Source organism: Azospirillum sp. B510, from assembly GCF_000010725.1.
Lineage (GTDB): Bacteria > Pseudomonadota > Alphaproteobacteria > Azospirillales > Azospirillaceae > Azospirillum > Azospirillum lipoferum_B.
In genome coordinates, this window is the sequence record NC_013854.1 from 2,168,576 (window position 1) to 2,186,735 (window position 18,160).

General features: G+C 64.2%; 14 protein-coding genes, 1 tRNA gene and 1 pseudogene. 6 read left to right on the forward strand and 10 right to left on the reverse strand.

Annotated elements, in window-relative coordinates; all coding sequences use genetic code 11:
* Nucleotides 1-415 precede the first annotated feature (415 nt).
* On the reverse strand, nt 416-1,492 hold the full coding sequence (locus AZL_RS10040; RefSeq protein WP_012973766.1) for an IS5-like element ISAzs10 family transposase: 1,077 nt from the start codon (nt 1,490-1,492) through the stop codon (nt 416-418).
* Between the two features lie 20 nt (nt 1,493-1,512).
* Between AZL_RS10040 and AZL_RS10045 the strand changes: the two genes are divergently transcribed.
* On the forward strand, nt 1,513-3,720 hold the full coding sequence (locus AZL_RS10045) for a phage tail length tape measure family protein (RefSeq protein ID WP_086935357.1): 2,208 nt from the start codon (nt 1,513-1,515) through the stop codon (nt 3,718-3,720).
* Between the two features lie 46 nt (nt 3,721-3,766).
* On the opposite strand, the gene AZL_RS10050 is transcribed toward AZL_RS10045, so the two are convergent.
* Entirely contained in the window at nt 3,767-4,588 is an 822-nt protein-coding gene (locus AZL_RS10050) for an IS5-like element ISAli1 family transposase (RefSeq protein WP_012976163.1), read from the reverse strand.
* A gap of 256 nt (nt 4,589-4,844) precedes the next feature.
* Between AZL_RS10050 and AZL_RS10055 the strand changes: the two genes are divergently transcribed.
* The 5 genes and pseudogenes from AZL_RS10055 (at nt 4,845) to AZL_RS34175 (ending at nt 7,354) form a co-directional block, all read left to right on the forward strand.
* The gene (locus tag AZL_RS10055; protein ID WP_042442933.1) at nt 4,845-5,096 is read left to right on the forward strand and encodes a hypothetical protein; all 252 of its coding nucleotides are present in this window, start codon (nt 4,845-4,847) and stop codon (nt 5,094-5,096) included.
* Entirely contained in the window at nt 5,093-5,467 is a 375-nt protein-coding gene (locus AZL_RS10060; RefSeq protein ID WP_012974518.1) for a hypothetical protein, read from the forward strand. Before AZL_RS10055 ends, AZL_RS10060 begins: the two co-directional genes overlap by 4 nt.
* Complete coding sequence (locus AZL_RS10065) at nt 5,464-6,009, forward strand: hypothetical protein (RefSeq protein ID WP_042442935.1); 546 nt, start codon at nt 5,464-5,466, stop codon at nt 6,007-6,009. The genes AZL_RS10060 and AZL_RS10065 overlap by 4 nt, the downstream gene beginning before the upstream one ends.
* A 23-nt stretch (nt 6,010-6,032) precedes the next feature.
* Nucleotides 6,033-6,458, forward strand: coding sequence for a hypothetical protein (locus AZL_RS10070; protein WP_012974519.1), 426 nt, complete (start codon nt 6,033-6,035; stop codon nt 6,456-6,458).
* A 208-nt stretch (nt 6,459-6,666) separates the two neighbouring features.
* Nucleotides 6,667-7,354 (forward strand): annotated as a pseudogene (locus tag AZL_RS34175) (IS5 family transposase).
* A gap of 938 nt (nt 7,355-8,292) precedes the next feature.
* On the opposite strand, the gene AZL_RS34180 reads toward AZL_RS34175, so the two are convergent.
* From AZL_RS34180 to tig, 8 genes are all read right to left on the reverse strand, one after another.
* Complete coding sequence (locus AZL_RS34180; protein ID WP_012974522.1) at nt 8,293-8,562, reverse strand: type II toxin-antitoxin system RelE/ParE family toxin; 270 nt, start codon at nt 8,560-8,562, stop codon at nt 8,293-8,295.
* A gap of 319 nt (nt 8,563-8,881) precedes the next feature.
* A tRNA-Val gene (locus AZL_RS10080) sits at nt 8,882-8,956 on the reverse strand.
* Between the two features lie 102 nt (nt 8,957-9,058).
* Nucleotides 9,059-9,331: an HU family DNA-binding protein gene (locus AZL_RS10085; protein WP_012974523.1), complete on the reverse strand. Its 273-nt coding sequence runs from the start codon at nt 9,329-9,331 to the stop codon at nt 9,059-9,061.
* A gap of 187 nt (nt 9,332-9,518) precedes the next feature.
* Nucleotides 9,519-11,933 carry an endopeptidase La gene (gene lon, locus AZL_RS10090; protein ID WP_012974524.1) on the reverse strand — a complete coding sequence of 805 codons (2,415 nt, stop codon included), beginning with the start codon at nt 11,931-11,933 and terminating at the stop codon, nt 9,519-9,521.
* 228 nt (nt 11,934-12,161) lie between these two features.
* Complete coding sequence (locus tag AZL_RS33360; protein WP_012974525.1) at nt 12,162-14,234, reverse strand: methyl-accepting chemotaxis protein; 2,073 nt, start codon at nt 14,232-14,234, stop codon at nt 12,162-12,164.
* Nucleotides 14,235-14,543: 309 nt separating this feature from the next.
* Nucleotides 14,544-15,806: an ATP-dependent Clp protease ATP-binding subunit ClpX gene (gene clpX / locus AZL_RS10100; RefSeq protein ID WP_012974526.1), complete on the reverse strand. Its 1,263-nt coding sequence runs from the start codon at nt 15,804-15,806 to the stop codon at nt 14,544-14,546.
* A 256-nt stretch (nt 15,807-16,062) separates the two neighbouring features.
* The gene (gene clpP, locus AZL_RS10105) at nt 16,063-16,689 is read right to left on the reverse strand and encodes an ATP-dependent Clp endopeptidase proteolytic subunit ClpP (protein ID WP_012974527.1); all 627 of its coding nucleotides are present in this window, start codon (nt 16,687-16,689) and stop codon (nt 16,063-16,065) included.
* A 112-nt stretch (nt 16,690-16,801) separates the two neighbouring features.
* Nucleotides 16,802-18,133, reverse strand: coding sequence for a trigger factor (gene tig, locus AZL_RS10110; RefSeq protein ID WP_012974528.1), 1,332 nt, complete (start codon nt 18,131-18,133; stop codon nt 16,802-16,804).
* Nucleotides 18,134-18,160 lie beyond the last annotated feature (27 nt).

Consider the following 18,160-nt stretch of genomic DNA (forward strand, 5'->3'; position numbering starts at 1 on the left):
ATGCAGGGCGCCGGTTCTGCAACCGAAATCGCAGCGAAACAGTTCGAAGCGCTTGACCGCCAGCAACAGGCGGTCGCCGCAAGCGCCACGAGGACAACAGCCCGGCTGCGCGAGACCGATCGGGAATGGAAGAGCCTCGAACGATCCATTCCCGGAACAACCGCGGCGATGGAGAGGTTCGCCCGAGTGAGCGGCCAAGCCGACGCCGCCCTTGCCGCCGGCCGCATCACCGTCGAACAACACGCCGCCGCCGTCGCGAAGCTTAACAGGACGCGGAAAAAGGCTCGTGTATGGCGTCCTTGCCTCTGCGGAGGCTCGAAATTTGGGCCTTTTGCACCCGCTTTGGTCGAAATCAGCGGGTGCACCCCCGGCCTGGAGCGCCCAAGGCCGCCTTTTGGGCGGACTCCGGGCGTGATTATGCCGCCGCCAGTAGCTTTGGCAGGCGGATCAGGTTGTAGGCGGCGGCGGTCAGGGTGAACATCCAGCCGACACGGGCCGTGCCGCGATGGCGGGTCTTGCGTAGCCCGGCCCCTTTGATCCAGCCGAACACCTCCTCGATGCGCTTGCGGATTCGTAGGCTGACTGCATAGCCGGGGTGGCGGGTGGTTCGGCCGTCGATGGCCGAGCGGCGGTTGCGGGTGTTCTGGGCGACGTGCGGGGCGGCGCCCAACTCGCGCATGTTCGCCACGAAATCCTTGGTGTCGTAGGCCTTGTCGGCGCCCACCGTGATGCGGTGGCGGCCGGGGATGGCCTCGACCATGGACACCGCCGCCTCGCGCTCGGCCAAGCCGGTCGCCGCGGTGAGCCGGACATTGACCACCAGGGCGTTCCGGTTCTCCATCAACGCATGACCCATGAAGGCCAGCTTCGCCGGCTGCCCGTTGCCCTTGCGGTACAGCCGCGCCTCGGGGTCGCTGGTCGAGGCATGGGTCTCGTTGGACCGCTTCTCGCCGTGAAAGTCGCGTTCGCCGTTGCGTCCCGGCCCCGGCGGCTCACCGCTGCCATCTTTGGGCCGGAAGCTCTTCACGCTGGCCCAGGCTTCGATCAGCGTCCCGTCCACCGAGAAGTGCTCGTCCGACAGCAGCGCTTTCACCTTCGGCTGGCCCAGCACGGTGGCCAGGAACTTGGCCGCCACATCCCCGGCCAGCAGACGCTCCCGGTTCTTGGTGAACACCGTCACGTCCCACACCGGAGCGTCCATCGACAAGCCGACGAACCAGCGGAACAGCAGGTTATAGTCGAGCTGTTCCATCAGCTGGCGTTCCGAGCGCACCGAGTAGAAGGCCTGGAGCAGCAGCGCCCGCAGCAGCTTTTCCGGCGGGATCGACGGCCGGCCGATCTTGGAGTACAGCCCCTCGAACGCCGGTGACATCACCTCCAGCGCTTCGTCCACGATGGCCCGGATCGGCCGCAATGGATGGGTCGCCGGAACCCGTGCCTCGCAGCTCACGTAGCTGAAAAGACCCTCGCTGCGTTCGTCCGAGCCCCGCATCATTCCCTCAACGGTCGCCTTTGCCCTCACTGGAGGGAATCACGACACGACAGCCGTGCACAGCCCTTTTTCCGCGGCCTGTTAAAGCCCGATATGTCGAAGCCGCCGAATCCGCGCCCAAGCTCGTTGCTGCAAACGAAAATGCCGCAAAGTCGACCAAGCTGGCAGCACACGAGGTCACGAATCTCAGCTACCAGCTCCAGAATGCGGCGGTGCAGTTGACGGGTGGCCAGTCGCCCTTCCTGGTGCTCATGCAGCAGGGTCCACAGGCAACAGGCGCGGTTGGGGGTGTCGGCCGTGCAGTGGCGCTGTTGATGTCACCGATCGGGCTGGCCGTAACCGGCGCCGCGGCACTCGTGGGCGGCATTGCCCTAATCGGAAACCGGGCAGCCTCGACGGAGGGGCAAATCCGCAGCCTAACCGTCCAGGCAAAGGCATTCGGTACCGAGATGCAGGCCAGCGCCGAACAGTTGCGCGGCATCGCCAAGGGGCTTTACGCGGACGGGTTGGGCCGGGACGAGGCGTCTGCGGTCGCTGGTGTACTGGCGACCACACGGGGCATCACCGGCACTTTGACGAAGGAGTTCGCCACGCTCGGCAGTGACATGGCCGCCGGCATCGGTAAGGGCGCCGACGAAGCCGTGAAGTCCCTCTCCGCCATGGCGACAGATGGATACCCAGCCATCAAGAAGCTCCAGGACGAAATCGGCTTCCTGACGACTGACGAGATGAAAGCCGTCCGCGTCATGGCCGAGCATGGCGACCAGTCCGGAGCACTGGCCACCGCCATCGCCGCCCTGCATCGCCGCTTCGATGGGCTCCGTCAGGAGTCGATGGGGCCAGCGGAGAAGGCTTTCCACGACATGGGGGTGGGCTGGAACTCGTTCATCGATGCCGTCGCCGCCAGCCGGCCGGTGATGGATACGATCGCCACCGTTTCCGGGGCGGTGCAGCGGATGGCCGCCGCCGTGACCAGCACACCGAAACAGCAGGTGGCCGACCTTGAAGACCGGGCGGCGGAAGTCCGCAAGAGCATCGCCATGCGCGACGCCGCGAAGAGCAGCGGCGAGACCTACCTGAATCTGAACCTTTGGAGCCTCATCACCGGCGCAACCGACGGCGCGGATCTCGATCGCCAGCTTGCGCAGATCGAACAGCAGCTGCGGGCCGCCCGTGGTCGCGTGGTGGCGGAGGTGTCCAAGAACCCGATCCGCATGGCCGGTACGTCGGCCGGCGCCGCAAGTTCCGGTTTCAAGCCGGATGAGCGCTCGATTGCCTATGTCGACGAACAGACAGCCGCCTATGACCGCTTGGCCAAGGCAGTGGAAGGCAATGCTGGGCAACGCGCGCTGAACATGGCCGCGATGAAAGCGGAAGACGAGATCCGGGAAAAGCATCTGTCCGGGTTGGAGGCCGAAAATATCCACATCCTACGCCGCAACGAGGCCATGTTGCAGATGGGTGTTGCTGCCGGCGATGAACTGCGCAATCTGGCGCTGACCGCCCAAGGCCACCTCGATCTCGCAAAGGCCTACGGCATCTCGGAAGCCGCCGCGATCCGCCAGAAGGCTGCAAACGACGCCCTTGCCACCGCGGCCGGCAATGCGGCCGTGAACGTTTCGGAACTGACACAGGCCAATGTTCGAGCTGCCGCCGGGGCAGCAGCCGCTGATCTGGCGAAACAGGCGACCGATCTTGCGCGGATGGCCGAACTTCAGTTGCGTGTCGCCCACGCGGCCGGCATCAGCGGCGCGGCTCAGCAGGAAGCCCAACGCCAAGTCGACGTCTACCGCGCTACCGCGCCTGCAATTGCCGCCGCACAGGCCGCCGAAGCGCAAGGAAACTTCGACCTGGCGCAACGGCTCCACGATCTGGCCAGCGCCTACAACATCGCGTCGCAGGCCAAGGAACATGCAGACGCGGTAACCCCTGTCCAAGAGTTTCCCGCCGAGTTCCTCGAATCTGAAGAGGCAATGACCACCGTTCTGGAGGTGCTGGGAAGACCGTCGTCAACGTTCATGTGTCCGAACAGGCAATCAATATACTGTCTGACACCCTGGTCTATAATGGCGAAAAGCCGATGGCATTATGCAAAACGAAATGCGATGTCATTGGCGACAGCGTCGCCGCGATTTCCTGTCGTGGGCAGACCAAGATCGCGCGAATGCACCGGGAGTTGTTTTCTGATATCGCCAAATTTGACGATTATGTTGGCAACCTCCACCTGATCCTGGCCGACTCTCAGAGTCCGACTCGGAATCGGCAAAGCTGTGTCTATGTTCGAGCCACCCGTCTTGAGAGCAGTTTGACGCTGGCGATGAAGACCCATGCGACGGCACTCTCGACGGTGGCCTCGAAGTCCTTGGCGAGGCGGCGATTGCGGTTAAGCCAAGCGATTGTACGCTCAACGACCCACCGCCGAGGCAGCAGTTCAAAGCCTTTGGCGGCGTCGGACCGCTTGACGATCTCCAGAGTCCATGTCCCGATCTGAGCCAAAGCGGTTTCCAGCTTGGGTCCAGCGTAGCCGCCGTCCGCGAAGACGTGGCGAAGCCAGGGGAAGAGCGTGCGAACGGAGGCGAGGAGCGCCGGGGCGCCATCACGGTCCTGGATGTCGGCGGCATGAACGATGGCGGCGACCAGCAAGCCATTGGTGTCGGTCAACACATGCCGCTTGCGCCCCTTGATGCACTTGCCCGCGTCGTAGCCACGGGGGCCACCTGCTTCCGTCGTCTTGACCGACTGGCTGTCGATCACCCCCGCTGTCGGGCTGGCCTCCCGTCCCATGCTTTCCCGAACCATCGCCACCAAGGCGTGATTGATCGTCTCCCAGGTCCCATCGTCGCGCCAGCGGTAGAAATAGCGCTGGACCGTCGTCATCGGCGGGAAATCCTTCGGCAGTTGCCGCCACTGGCACCCGGAGGTCGCCAGAAAGAGGATGCCGTTCACGATCTCGCGCACGTTGACCGTTCGCGGCCGTCCCAAGCGTCGAGCCGCCGGGAGGAGTGGTTCGAGCACCGCCCACTCCGCGTCCGTCGTGTCGCTTGAATACCTCAATCCTTTTCGCTGATACTGCGCTCGGGTGATTTCAGTCCACATTGTCTTGTCATTCGTCATGCTTCGCAACATCGATCGAATCACAAGAGACTGAAATCACTCAATTCTTTTCGGGTCAGGCTCTGAGGCCAGTGGCGTCATTAACGAAGATGGGCATGAAATCACCATCGCGGGGTACTCAGCCGCTCGCCAGAGGCTGGTCGCGGTCCAAGGTGTTGTGGCTCCTGAAACGCGCCAAGTCACGGTGAACGAGCTTGGAGCGGGCTGGCACCTCAGCCCTGACCTTGGGACAGGCATCATGGCGCGTGTCCCAACCGGCTACACCGATGATCTGGCGCAGCGTCTGACCCTGGCGCAGTTCAAGCTCAGCCAGACCGCTGGGTGGAACTTCTGCATCGGTGGCGTCATGACGTTGACGTCGATCACCAGCACGGCCATCGCCCGACGCATCGGCGGCTCATATCCGGATTACGAGCGGCATCGGGAACTCTTTGGCGATCCGAACGAAGGTTTCGCCGCAGATATTTCAACGCAGAAGGTGGCGGCATGACAACGCCCATCGACGCCATGCTGGACGCCTATGCGGCCGAAATCGAGCGCTTCGAGACCGAATTGCGGCCATTTGAGGAGCGTTTCTGGCGCCGAGATAGCACGCGGGCGGAACGGGCGGAAATCAGAACCAAGACGGACGCCCTGCTGGCGGCACACGAAAACGCACTGGCGCGCGTCACCTCCGCCGAATCGAAAGCGCCCCGTAACGCCCGCCGGCGGCTTCGCGCGTTGGCCGATGAGCGCATCGCCGCCTTACGGTCAAAACTGCGAAAGCGCGACGACTGGGCGAAGAGCAGATTCGCATTCGCCGAAACAGCGGACGACTTTTTGGTCGCTGAGCTGACTGACATCTTGGAACCGAAACAATGACATCGCCAATTCTCGCCGACTTGTCCGTCCGCGTCGCCACCGCCATGCGCCCGCTGGCCGCGCCCGCCATCTATCGCCTCGTCACAACCTTCCAGGCCAAGGCCACAGCGCCCGCAGCGGCCGGCGCCACGACGCTTCAGATCACCCCGCCGGCCGGGATGGGCGGTGTGATCGCGGGGGACTCCTTCACGGTGGGCGGCCCGGCTGTGAAGACCGTCACCATGTCGGCGCCGATGACCAACGGCACGATCACGCTCACCTTCGCGCCCCTGCTGACCGCCCCCATCGCCGCCGGCGCGGTGGTGCCGCTGGCGCGTTCCACCGATTCGCCGATCCTGGCTTGGATGGAGGCGGTCGAGGTCGCCCGCCTGACCGGCACGCTGATCGGCGCCGCCGATGTTTTTGTGAACGTGCTGGGCCATACCCTACCTGACGAGCCCATGCCCGGTGCGACGATCCTGATTGGAGGGCGGACGCTCACGGTCAAGAGCGCGCAACTCGATGGCGCCGGCGCGGTCTGGCGCATCTTGGCGGGGACCTGACCATGGTGGGCTAGGCCTGGGCCATGGGCCAGATCGTCGACCGGCTCCGGCAGTCCTGGGCCGAGACCGACCTCGTCTTCGCCGGGGAACCCTTCCCCGAACCGAACCCGGCGCGCCCTTTCGTGATGGTGGAGGTCGAAGGCGGAACGGTCGAACCGAAGGGATGGGCGGATGGGGGGCGCATCTACGAGCGCCAACCCATTAAGATTCGGATCAATGCCTTCGCCCCGGTTGCCGAAGGTCCGGCCCGCCCGGTTGAACTTGCCGAAGCCGCTGGCGGCTTGTTGGCCCGCCTTCGCCGCTTGGCCGGCACCGCGGGTCCGTTCCTGAATCTGGCCGATGCGTCGGTCACTGGACCGTGGCCGGCCCGCGGCACCGCGGGCTATCTGAACGCGCGGGCCGAGGTCGAGGGGCACATCGATGGCTGGAGCCTGCCCAATGACGGATGAGCACCTGACACCGGAGGGACTCCGCAACCGGCTTGCCGAGCTGAACCTGCGGCCGGCCGATCTAGGGCCTGTTGACATTCGCGTTGAGAAGAGGCTTCCGGTGGTCGTAGAAATTTGATTCAAGGCTACCAAAAGGGAGGTGGCCTTGGATCGGATTGTATTGCGAGATGATCAGTGGGAGCGGATAGCGCCGCTTCTTCCCGGCAAAGTGGGCGACCCTGGCCGCTCGGCAGCGGACAATCGCCTGTTTTTGGAGGCGGTCCTGTGGATCGTCCGCGTTGGAGCGCCCTGGCGGGACTTGCCTGCAGCGTTCGGCAATTGGAACTCGGTGTTCCAGCGCTATCGCCGATGGGCCAAGGCCGGTGTCTTCGACGAGGTCTTCGCCGCTTTATCGAGCGACGCGGACTTCGAGTACGCGATCATTGATGGCACGATTGTCCGGGTGCATCAGCACGGTACCGGCGCAAGGGGGGACTCAGGCTCAGGCCATCGGTCGCTCTCGTGGCGGGCTGACGACCAAGATCCTGGCCGTCGTCGATGCGTTGGGGAACCTTGGGCGCTTCATCCTGCTGCCGGGCCAGCGACATGACAGCGTCGGCGTCGAACCGGTGCTGGACGGCATCGAATTCTCCGCCTTGCTGGCTGACAAAGCCTTCGACAGCAACGCCATCCGTATCTTGATCGCCGAGCGAGGCGCGGTCGCCGTCATTCCGTCCAAGGCCAACCGATCTCCCCCGATTCCCCACGACGCCGAGATGTACAAATGGCGCCATCTGGTCGAGAACTTCTTCTGCAAAATCAAAGAATTCCGACGCATCGCCACACGATACGACAAAACTGATACAAGCTTCGCCGCTGCCATTAACCTCGTCGCTACCGTCTTGGTAACACGATGAATGTCAACAGGCCCTAGCCCGGCTGGTTGGGCGCTCACCGGCGGCGGTCAGCCTCTGGCTTTCGGGAAAGCGCCGCATCCCCGTTTACGTCGTCCGGTTCCTCGACCAGCACGCGGAGCTTCGCTCACACCGCGCCGCAGCTTGGCGCCGTGCAGCCTCCGAAGCCGGTGCATCGCTGGAGGCGCGGTAGGGGGGCAGCACGTTCCGGGGGGCAGTTGGTGCCGGGAGGAACGAGGCGCCCCCTATGGGGGCAGTTGGCGCCCCCCTGACCGGCCGGCGGGGTTTCGGTCAAGCTCTTGTGTTGCAACGATTCCTGACCGGCCAATCCGCATGCAGACGCGCCGCAGTTCGCGTGCAGTCCGTTAATCTCGAACGAATGGGTCCCAGCGGCCGCTCGCAAGGTGGGCGGAACGGAAGCACCCGCAACGCAGCGTGGTACTCCCTGACGGGAGCCGTCGCGCAAAACGTCCGGAACGCATGCAGGCGCTTCCATCAATACGCTGCAAGAGCATCGGAAGCCTGACAAGTCCCATTTACGTTATCAGCACATCAGGGATGGCGATGGCCTGATACCTATCGCGACTCGGCACAGCAACCGAGACCAGAACTCGCGAGCGTCGGGACCACCACTCACGCAATGAATTACAAGGAATATCAGTCTATTATTGTGGAACCAAGACCACAGAAGGACCGCTTCAGGACCGTGAACGGGACCACAGGAAGCGGCACAGCAGCGTTGGGAAAGTTCGGGATGATGGATGGCGACCGGGGAGGGAAACACGCCCCGCGGACCCGAAGGCTACCCGGCATCCCTGACTTGCCTCGCCACCATATTCACCTTGATTGAGACCGTGCGGGAAAACAACGGCACTGAAAGCGGCTTGGAACTTCCCTGCGCCACCGCTGCCACCGAACTTTCCCGACGGGTCGCCCGAACATCACTCCGGCGCTCGTGCCCCATGTCGTACCCGCAGAATTACGACATGTTCATCGGCGATCCGATATCGGATGACATAGGGCCACACAGCGGTCAGTTCACGGCGCCCGCGCCCTATCGAGCGTCCCCGCTCCGGAAAGCTGTCCAAACTGTTGGCGGCTTCAATCAGCCGGCCCGCCATGCGACGAGCTGCCGACGGATTGAAATGCCCTATGTACGACCGGATCCGCTCAAGATCGGTCAGGGCGGCTTCCGTCCACCTTACTTGCACCGCGGCCTAGGCATCTCATTGGGGGTACCCCAGCTTTCCAGCCATCGCACCACCTCGTCGTGACCAACCACCCGACCAGCGGCCAAATCCGCTTCGGCTTCGAGCAGGGCACGCTCTTCCGTGTCCCAATCATCCGTGTCAAACAGGGGAGCAGGCTTCATCATGGGCTGATCATACCTGAGACGAGCGGACTGACGCCACCCGAATCCAAACAGCTCACAAACGGTCTTCCGGCATACATCGACCGGAACACTGCACTTACAGTGCACTTACAGGTCGGGCGCGGAGGAGACAGGCACCGCTAAGTCATTGAAAAGTTTGGTGGGCGATGAGGGGATCGAACCCCCGACATTCTCGGTGTAAACGAGACGCTCTACCGCTGAGCTAATCGCCCGACCGTTCGGGCCGGCAAATGAACCGGCACATCGAACGCAAGCCGGCCGGGTCGATGCCCGGCCGGCCACACTATGCCCCGGGTGGAGCGGAAACTTCAAGCTCAGTTCAGAGCATCCTTGAGGGTCTTGCCCGCCTTGAACTTCGGCTGCTTGGACGCCGGGATGTCGATCTTCTCGCCGGTACGCGGGTTGCGGCCTTCGGTCGCGGGGCGCTCGGCCACCGCGAAGGTGCCGAAACCGACCAGACGAACCTCATCGCCATTCTTCAAGGACTCGGCGATGCTGTCGAACACGGCGTCGACGGCCTTCGTGGCGTCGGTCTTGGACAAACCCGACGCCTCGGCAACATGCGCCACGAGATCGTTCTTGTTCACGCAATCCCCCTTCGAAATTCAGAAAATACCGCAAGACAAAAGCCGCCCCAGGACTTGCCGTCCACGACTTTTTGGAGGCAGAGGATAATCACAGCGTTTGCGGCCCGTCAATTCCCGACAGGCCGCAAAGCTCTCCCTGCCCCAAAAGTCACGGTTCCCGGTCCGTTGGAAGCCATTCGGCTCCGGCTCAGTGACGCAGCGCCTCGCCGTCCGCCGCCTTCTCCTGGGCCTTCGCCGCGGCCGCATCGACCTCCGGTTCGGTCCATTCGATCGGTTCCAGCGGACGGACAAGCGCGTTGCGCAGCACCTCGTCCACCGTGCCGACGGGAATGATCTCCAGTCCGCGCTTCACGTTGTCCGGGATATCGGCGAGGTCCTTCTCATTGTCCTTCGGGATCAGCACATGCTTGATGCCGCCACGCAGGGCCGCCAGCAGCTTCTCCTTCAGACCGCCGATCGGCAGCACCCGGCCGCGCAGCGTGATCTCGCCGGTCATCGCCACGTCCTTGCGCACCGGAATGCCGGTCAGCACCGAGACGATGGAGGTGGCCATGGCGACACCGGCCGACGGGCCGTCCTTCGGCGTGGCGCCCTCGGGAACATGGACGTGAATGTCCTTCTTCTCGAACAGCGTCGGCTTGATGCCGAAGGCGGCGGCGCGCGACTTGACGTAGCTCTCGGCCGCCTGGACCGATTCCTTCATCACGTCACCCAGCTTGCCGGTTGTGGTGACGCGCCCCTTGCCGGGCAGACCGACCGCCTCGATCGACAGCAGCTCGCCACCGACCTCCGTCCAGGCCAGACCGGTGGTGACGCCCACCAGATCCTCCAGCTCCGCCTCGCCATAGTGGAAGCGGCGGACGCCGGCATATTTGTCGAGGTTGCGGCGGGTGACCGCGACCTTGGCGTTGCCGCCCGACTTCAGCAGGATTTCCTTGACCGCCTTGCGGCAGAGATTGGCGATCTCGCGTTCCAGCGAGCGGACACCGGCCTCCCGCGTGTAGTAGCGGACCAGATCGCGCAGCGCATCGTCGGAGATGGTGAACTCGCCCTTCTTCAGGCCGTTCGCCTCGATCTGCTTCTCGATCAGGTGGCGCTTGGAGATCTCCACCTTCTCGTCCTCGGTGTAGCCGGCGACGCGGATGATCTCCATACGGTCCAGCAGCGGCTGCGGCATGCGCATCGTGTTGGCCGTGCAGACGAACATCACGTCGGACAGGTCGTAATCGACCTCCAGGTAATGGTCGTTGAAGGTGCCGTTCTGCTCCGGATCCAGCACCTCCAGCAGGGCGGACGACGGGTCGCCGCGCCAGTCGGCACCGAGCTTGTCGATCTCGTCCAGCAGGAAGAGCGGGTTGGAGGATTTGGCCTTCTTCATGCCCTGGATGACCTTGCCGGGCATCGAGCCGATATAGGTGCGGCGATGGCCGCGCACCTCGGCCTCGTCCCGCACACCGCCCAGCGACATGCGGACGAAGTTGCGCCCCGTCGACTTGGCGATCGACTTGCCGAGCGAGGTCTTGCCGACGCCGGGCGGGCCGACAAGGCAGAGGATCGGACCCTTGACCTTGTTCATCCGGTTCTGGACGGCGAGATATTCAAGGATACGCTCCTTGACCTTCTCCAGACCATAATGGTCGGCGTCCAGCACCTTCTGGGCCAGCTTCAGGTCGCGCTTCACCTTGGTGCGCTTCTTCCACGGAATGGACAGCATCCAATCCAGATAGTTGCGGACCACGGTGGCTTCCGCCGACATCGGGCTCATCGACCGCAGCTTCTTCAGCTCGGCGAGCGCCTTCTCGCGGGCTTCCTTGGAGAAGCGGGTCTTGTTGATCTTCTCTTCCAGCTCGGCCGACTCGTCGCGGCCATCCTCGGTCTCGCCGAGCTCCTTCTGGATCGCCTTCAGCTGCTCGTTCAGATAATATTCGCGCTGGGTCTTCTCCATCTGCCGCTTGACACGGTTGCGGATGCGCTTTTCCACCTGGAGAACACCGATCTCGCCTTCCATGAAGGCATAGACCCGCTCCAGACGCTCCGACACCGTCGCGCATTCCAGAAGCTGCTGCTTTTCCGGAATCTTCAGCGCCAGATGCGAAGCGACGGTGTCGGCCAGCTTGCCGGCCTCCTCGATCTGGTTGATCGAGACCAGCACCTCAGGCGGGATCTTCTTGTTCAGCTTGATGTATTGCTCGAACTGGGAGACGACGGCGCGGCTCAGCGCCTCCAGCTCCTGATTCTCGCCGGTCTTTTCCTCGACCAGTTCGGCCTGGGCCTGGAAGAACTCCTCATTGTCGGCGAACTTGGTGATGGCGGCGCGCTGGCCGCCTTCCACCAGCACCTTGACGGTCCCGTCCGGCAGCTTCAGCAACTGCAACACGGTGCCGACGGTGCCGACGCTGTAGATGTCGGCCGGAGTCGGATCGTCCTGCGCGGCGTTCTTCTGGGTGACCAGCAGGATCTGCTTGTCATCCTTCATCACGTCTTCCAGCGCGCGCACGGACTTCTCGCGCCCGACGAACAGCGGCACGATCATGTGGGGGAAGACCACGATGTCGCGCAGCGGCAGGACCGGGTAGAGGGCACCACGGGAGAGTTCGATCATCGGCAGGGCCTCAATGAATGGATCGCCGCCAGCCCGGAATGGGCCTGACACGGCTCCCGCCTCGGGTTGAGCGCGGAAATCGCCTACGGCACCCGTCTAACGTGGCACACGGCCATGCGCCCTTCAAGGGGCTGCAACCGACGACTAGCGGTTTCCATGCCGGTTTCACGCCGGTTTCCAGCCGCGACCCGGCTGGAAACCGGCGCCACCCCACCCCTTTTCGCCGCATCAGGCGGTTTTAAGACTGCTCACATAGTCTTCGACGGTGCTTCGCAGGGATCCGGCCTCGTCGGACAGCCCGCGTGAGGCCGTCAGCAGTTCTCCCGACGCGATCCGCGTGCTTTCCGCCGTGCCCGCCACCTTGCCGATGCTGCCGGACACCTCGACCGTGCCCTGGGCGGCGGCGTTGATGTTGCGGGCGATCTCGCGCGTCGCGGCATTCTGCTCCTCGACCGCGGCGGCGACGGCGGACGCCGCCTCGCTGATCGCGACGACCGTGCGGCTGATCGCGTCGATGGCGGAAACGGCGCTGCCGCTGACCTCGCGGATCTCACCGACGCGGACCTGGATGTCCTCGGTCGCCTTCGCCGTCTGGCCGGCGAGATTCTTCACCTCGCTCGCCACCACGGCGAACCCCTTGCCGGCCTCCCCGGCCCGCGCCGCCTCGATGGTGGCGTTCAACGCCAGCAGGTTCGTCTGAGAGGCGATGGAGTTGATCATGTCGACCACCGACCCGATCCCGGCCGCGCGCTCGGCCAGGGTAGCGACGATGCCTGCGGTGCTGCCCGCCTCGCGCACCGCGCCCTGGGCGATCCTGGAGGCGTCGTCGATGCGCTGGCTGATCTCGCCGATCGACGCCTGCAACTGCTCCGCCGCCGCCGCCACCGTCTGGATGTTGCCGTTGGCATGTTCCGAGGCCGCGGCGACGGAGGAGGATAGCGAAGACACGTTCTCCGCGTTGGCCGTCACCCGCTCGGAATTGCCGCGCACCGATTGGGCGGTGGCGGAGAGATGGGTGACGATCCCTTCCAGCCGGGTCACGAACCGCTGGGTCGTCTGTTCGAAGGAGTGGCGGCGACGGTCGCGCTCCTCCTGCTCGGACCGGCGCCGAGCCTCCGCTTCGTCGGCGGCGCGGGCACCGGATTGCAGGATGTCGATGGCTCCTGCCATTTCGCCGATCTCGTCGGCCCGGCCGGCATGGGGTACGGCAAGATCACGACGGCCACCGGCGATGGCGCCGATCACGCCGGCCAGTTCCACGATGGGGCCGGAAGCCCGGCGGTTGATGGCGATGGCGCCCACCACCAGCGCGGCGATGGAAATGACCGCCAGAACGATGGCCACCAACAGGCGCCGCAAAGCGGCGGCATGATGGTCGTCCGCCATCCTGCGCGCCTCGATCACCGCGGCGTCGCGGATCGCCAGGATATGCTGCAAAAGCGGCGATGCCGATTTGCGCCATTCGGCGACGTCGAGATCATAGGGCTTGCCGGACAGCGACGCATCAAGCACCCGCTTCTTGAAGGCACCGAACTGCTCGATATAGCCGGTGCGGGCGGCCTGCAACGCCGCCTTCAACCCGGCCTCCATGTCGCCGCCGACGATGTCGTCGTCCAGCCCGGCGAACGCCTCGTCGATCTTGCCTTCGATGGTCAGGGTCTGGCTCAGCAGTTCCGGATTCATCGGCTTACCCGAGCCCAGCGCCCGCAGGAACAACACCGACTGCTGGGCGGCGCGCTCGCGCAAGGTGGAGGATCGGACGGCCAGGTCGGCGCGATCACCGACGCGGGAATCCAGGTCGTCCAATTCATGGCCCAGTCGGATCACGGCTTTCTGGATCGGAGTCGTGATCCTGGCCACCGACTCGAAATAGCGGGCCGTCACCTCGGCGGGACGGCCGGCGGGCTCCTTGCCCAGCCAATCATCGAGTTGGGCGCGCACGGTGGAGATGATGCCGCCCAACCCCTCGGCATCCAGGAGCGCCTGGGCATCGCCGCTGTTCCTGACCGTGGCGACATAGCGGGCAAGCGCCTGATCGACCTGCTGGCGCCCCTTGGCCAGAGCCTCCCGCCCGGCCTGATCCATGACCGTCTTCGCGGACAATGGCTGATTCGCCATGCCACGCTCCAGCGCCACCAGTTCTCCCAGGCTTGACGCGCTGGCGACGACCTCGACGATCGCCTTGGCGGATGCGGATTGAGTGGCCGCCCGATATTCCTGAACCGCGAGCCAACCGGCCGGAACGCTGGTGACGACACCGACGCAAGTCAGGCAGACATACAAAAAATTCCGTATTTTCATTGCTCTGCGCTCATAACGTATTTCTTGCTTTTCCCGCGGAATGCAAAGAGCGTCCCGAGGGAAAGCGGCGATATCGCAACCCAATCCTTGGGAGCATCTGAGAAACCGTAGAGACGTTATTTCATAAAGTCCACAATATTGACGAGGATACGCCACGATGATTGAAGGAGTCTTTAAGAATGCTATAAAAGTGCGGTCTCCTGACGGAGGACAATATCGCAAAATGAAAAAGGAGCGCCGAAGCGCTCCTTTTCCACAGTCTCTCCGATGGTAGCCAACAACCAGCCACCGTCGATCAGATCTCTCCAATCACGCCCCAGGTGCCTCGCTGCGCCGTTCGGCATGGACGTAGAGCGGCTTGGCGCGGCCCTCGACCACCTCCTTGTTGACCAGGATGCTCTCGATGCCGGTCAGGCCCGGCAGGTCGAACATCGGGTCGAGCAGGATGGCCTCCATGATGGAGCGCAGGCCGCGGGCACCGGTCTTGCGGGCAATCGCCTTGTGGGCGATGGCCCGCATGGCGTCCTCGGAGAATTCCAGATGGACGTCCTCCATCTCGAACAGGCGCTGGTACTGCTTGACCAGGGCGTTCTTCGGCTTGCTCAGGATCTCGACCAGCGCCGCCTCGTCCAGGTCGGACAGGGTGGCCAGCACCGGCAGACGGCCGATGAATTCGGGAATCAGGCCGAATTTCAGCAGATCCTCGGGCTCGACCTCGTGCAGGATCTCGCCGGTGGCGCGTTCGTCGGCGGAGCGGACATCGGCACCGAAGCCGATGCTGGTGCCCTTGCCGCGCTGGGCGATGATCTTGTCCAGGCCGGCGAAGGCGCCGCCGCAGATGAACAGGATGTTGCTGGTATCGACCTGCAGGAATTCCTGCTGCGGATGCTTGCGCCCGCCCTGCGGCGGCACGGAGGCGACGGTACCCTCCATGATCTTCAGCAGGGCCTGCTGCACACCCTCGCCCGACACGTCGCGGGTGATCGACGGGTTGTCGGACTTGCGGCTGATCTTGTCGACCTCGTCGATGTAGACGATGCCGCGCTGCGCCCGTTCGACATTGTAATCGGCGGCCTGAAGCAGCTTGAGGATGATGTTCTCGACATCCTCGCCGACGTAACCGGCCTCGGTCAGCGTCGTCGCGTCGGCCATGGTGAAGGGAACATCGATGATGCGGGCCAGGGTCTGGGCCAGCAGCGTCTTGCCGCAGCCGGTCGGGCCGATCAGCAGGATGTTCGACTTCGCCAGTTCGACATCGTTGTGCTTCGTCCCGTGGGCGAGGCGCTTGTAATGATTATGGACCGCCACCGACAGCACGCGCTTGGCGTAGGACTGTCCGATGACGTAATCGTCGAGCACCGCATGAATGTCGCGCGGAGTCGGAACCCCGTCGCGGGACTTCACGAGGGTCGTCTTGTTCTCCTCGCGAATGATATCCATGCACAGTTCGACGCATTCATCGCAGATGAACACCGTCGGACCGGCAATCAGCTTGCGGACCTCGTGCTGGCTCTTGCCGCAGAAGGAGCAGTAGAGCGTATTCTTCGAATCGCCGCTGCTGGACTTGCTCATCGGTACTCCGTCATCTCGCGGGAGGCGTGACCCCGTGGGCCATGCCCGTTCGCGGCGCCCCCCGACGCCGGTCCTACTCAGGTTATCGCGGACGACGCCCGCGACAAGGTCATGCGCCGTTTTGGCGACGCATCACGATCGACACAGCCGGCGGGCCCTTTGCGGGGCCACCGTATGACCGGATCGTGTCACCGCCATTCAACAACAGCGCCACGACCCGATCAACCCTTTGTTGGGAGGGCTCGCGACCGGCGACTCACGAATGGTGGTCGGCGCCCGGACGCTTCTCCACCACCTCGTCGATCAGGCCAAAGGCCTTCGCCTCTTCCGGCGACATGAACTTGTCGCGCTCCATGGCGGTCTCGATGGTGTCGAGATCCTGCCCGGTGTGCTTGACATAGATGTCGTTCAGACGCGAGCGCAGCTTCAGGATCTCCTGCGCCTGGATCTCGATGTCCGAGGCCTGGCCCTGGGCGCCGCCCGACGGCTGGTGGATCATGATGCGGCTGTTCGGCAGCGAGAAGCGCTTGCCCGGCGCGCCGGCGGCCAGCAGCAGCGAGCCCATCGAAGCGGCCTGACCCATGCACACCGTCGACACCTGCGGACGGATGTACTGCATGGTGTCGTAGATGGCGAGGCCGGCCGAGACGTAGCCGCCCGGCGAATTGATGTAGAGCGCGATGTCCTTGTTCGGGTTCTCCGACTCAAGGAACAGCAGCTGCGAGCAGATCAGGCTGGCGACGGCGTCGTTCACTCCGCCGATCAGGAAGATGATCCGCTCCTTCAGCAGGCGCGAATAGATGTCGTACGCGCGCTCGCCCCGGTTGGTCTGTTCGATGACCATCGGGACCAGAGCATTCATCTTCGGCTCGAAGTCGTACATGTGTTCTTCCCTGCCCCCGCAGTTGGCTGAACCGGTGATCGTTGCCGGTACGGAACCACATATAGGAACCTTTGGGGGCGGATGGTAGTCCGCCCCCACTCCTTTTGGGAGTTTAGGCCGCCTCGGCCTCGTCCTCGTCCTTCGTCAGCTCTTCGACGCTGACGGTCTTCTCGGTGACCTTGGCCTGATCCAGGATGTGATCGACGACCTTGTCCTCGAAGATCGGGGCGCGGAGATTCTCGAGCGCCTGCTGGTTCTGCTTGAAGAACTCGAACACCTGACGCTCCTGACCGGGGAAGCGGCGGGCTTCGTTGATCAGGGCACGGTTCACCTCGTCCTGGGTGACCTGGATGTTGTTGCGGCGGCCGACTTCCGACAGCAGCAGGCCCAGGCGGACGCGGCGCTCGGCGATGGCGCGGTACTCGGTCTTCAGCTCGTCCTCGGACTTGCCGGCGTCCTCACCGGCGGTGCCGTTCTTGATCTCCTCCTGGAGGCGCTCCCAGATGCCGCCGAACTCGATCTCGACCATGCCGGCGGGCACCTCGAAGGAGTGGGCCTCGGCCAGCTTGTCGAGCAGCTGGCGCTTCACGCGCAGGCGCGACAAGTTGCCATACTCGCCCTTGATGCGGTCGCGGACGGCTTCGCGCATCTTCTCCAGGCTCTCCATGCCGAACTCCTTGGCGAGTTCGTCATTGACCTCGGCCGGGACGTTCTTGCGCAGCTCCTTGACGTCGACCTCGAAGACGGTCGCGGCCCCCTTCAGGCGCTCGTGCGGGTAGTCCTCCGGGAAGGTGACGTTGACGGTGCGGTGCTCGCCGGCCTTGACGCCGACCAGCTGCTCCTCGAAGCCCGGCACGAAGCGGCCGGCGCCCAGCTCCAGCGGATAGTCCTTGCCGTCCATGCCCGGCAGGGCCTCGCCGTCCACCGTGCCGGCGAAGTCGATGACGGCGATGTCGCCGGTCTCGGCGGCGCGGTCCTCGGTGACCGGAGCCTGGGTCGAATGGGACGAGGCCAGACGGGCCAGCGCCTCTTCCACCGACTCCTCGGTGACCTCGGCGACCGGCTTCTCCAGCTCGATGCCGCTGAGGTCGCCCGGCTCGACGTCCGGCAGCAGCTCGACCGCCATCTTGTAGGTCAGGTCGCCGCCATCCTCGTACTTCTCGACCTCGATCTTCGGCTGCAGGGCGACGCGCAGGCCGCGGTCGTTCAGCGCCTGGCGCGAGCTGTCGGAGATGGCGTCCTCCAGCACCTCGGACAGCACGCCGCCGAAATAGCGCTGCTTGATGACGGTGACCGGCACCTTGCCCGGACGGAAGCCCGGCAGCTGGACCGTGCGGCGCAGCTCTTCCAGCTTGCCGTTCACCTTCTCTTCGATGTCCTTGGCGGAAATGACGACCTGAAATTCGCGCTTGAGGCCGTCGGTGCTGGTCTCGGTGATGTTCATCGGAACGAAAGCCTATCTCGTTGGTCC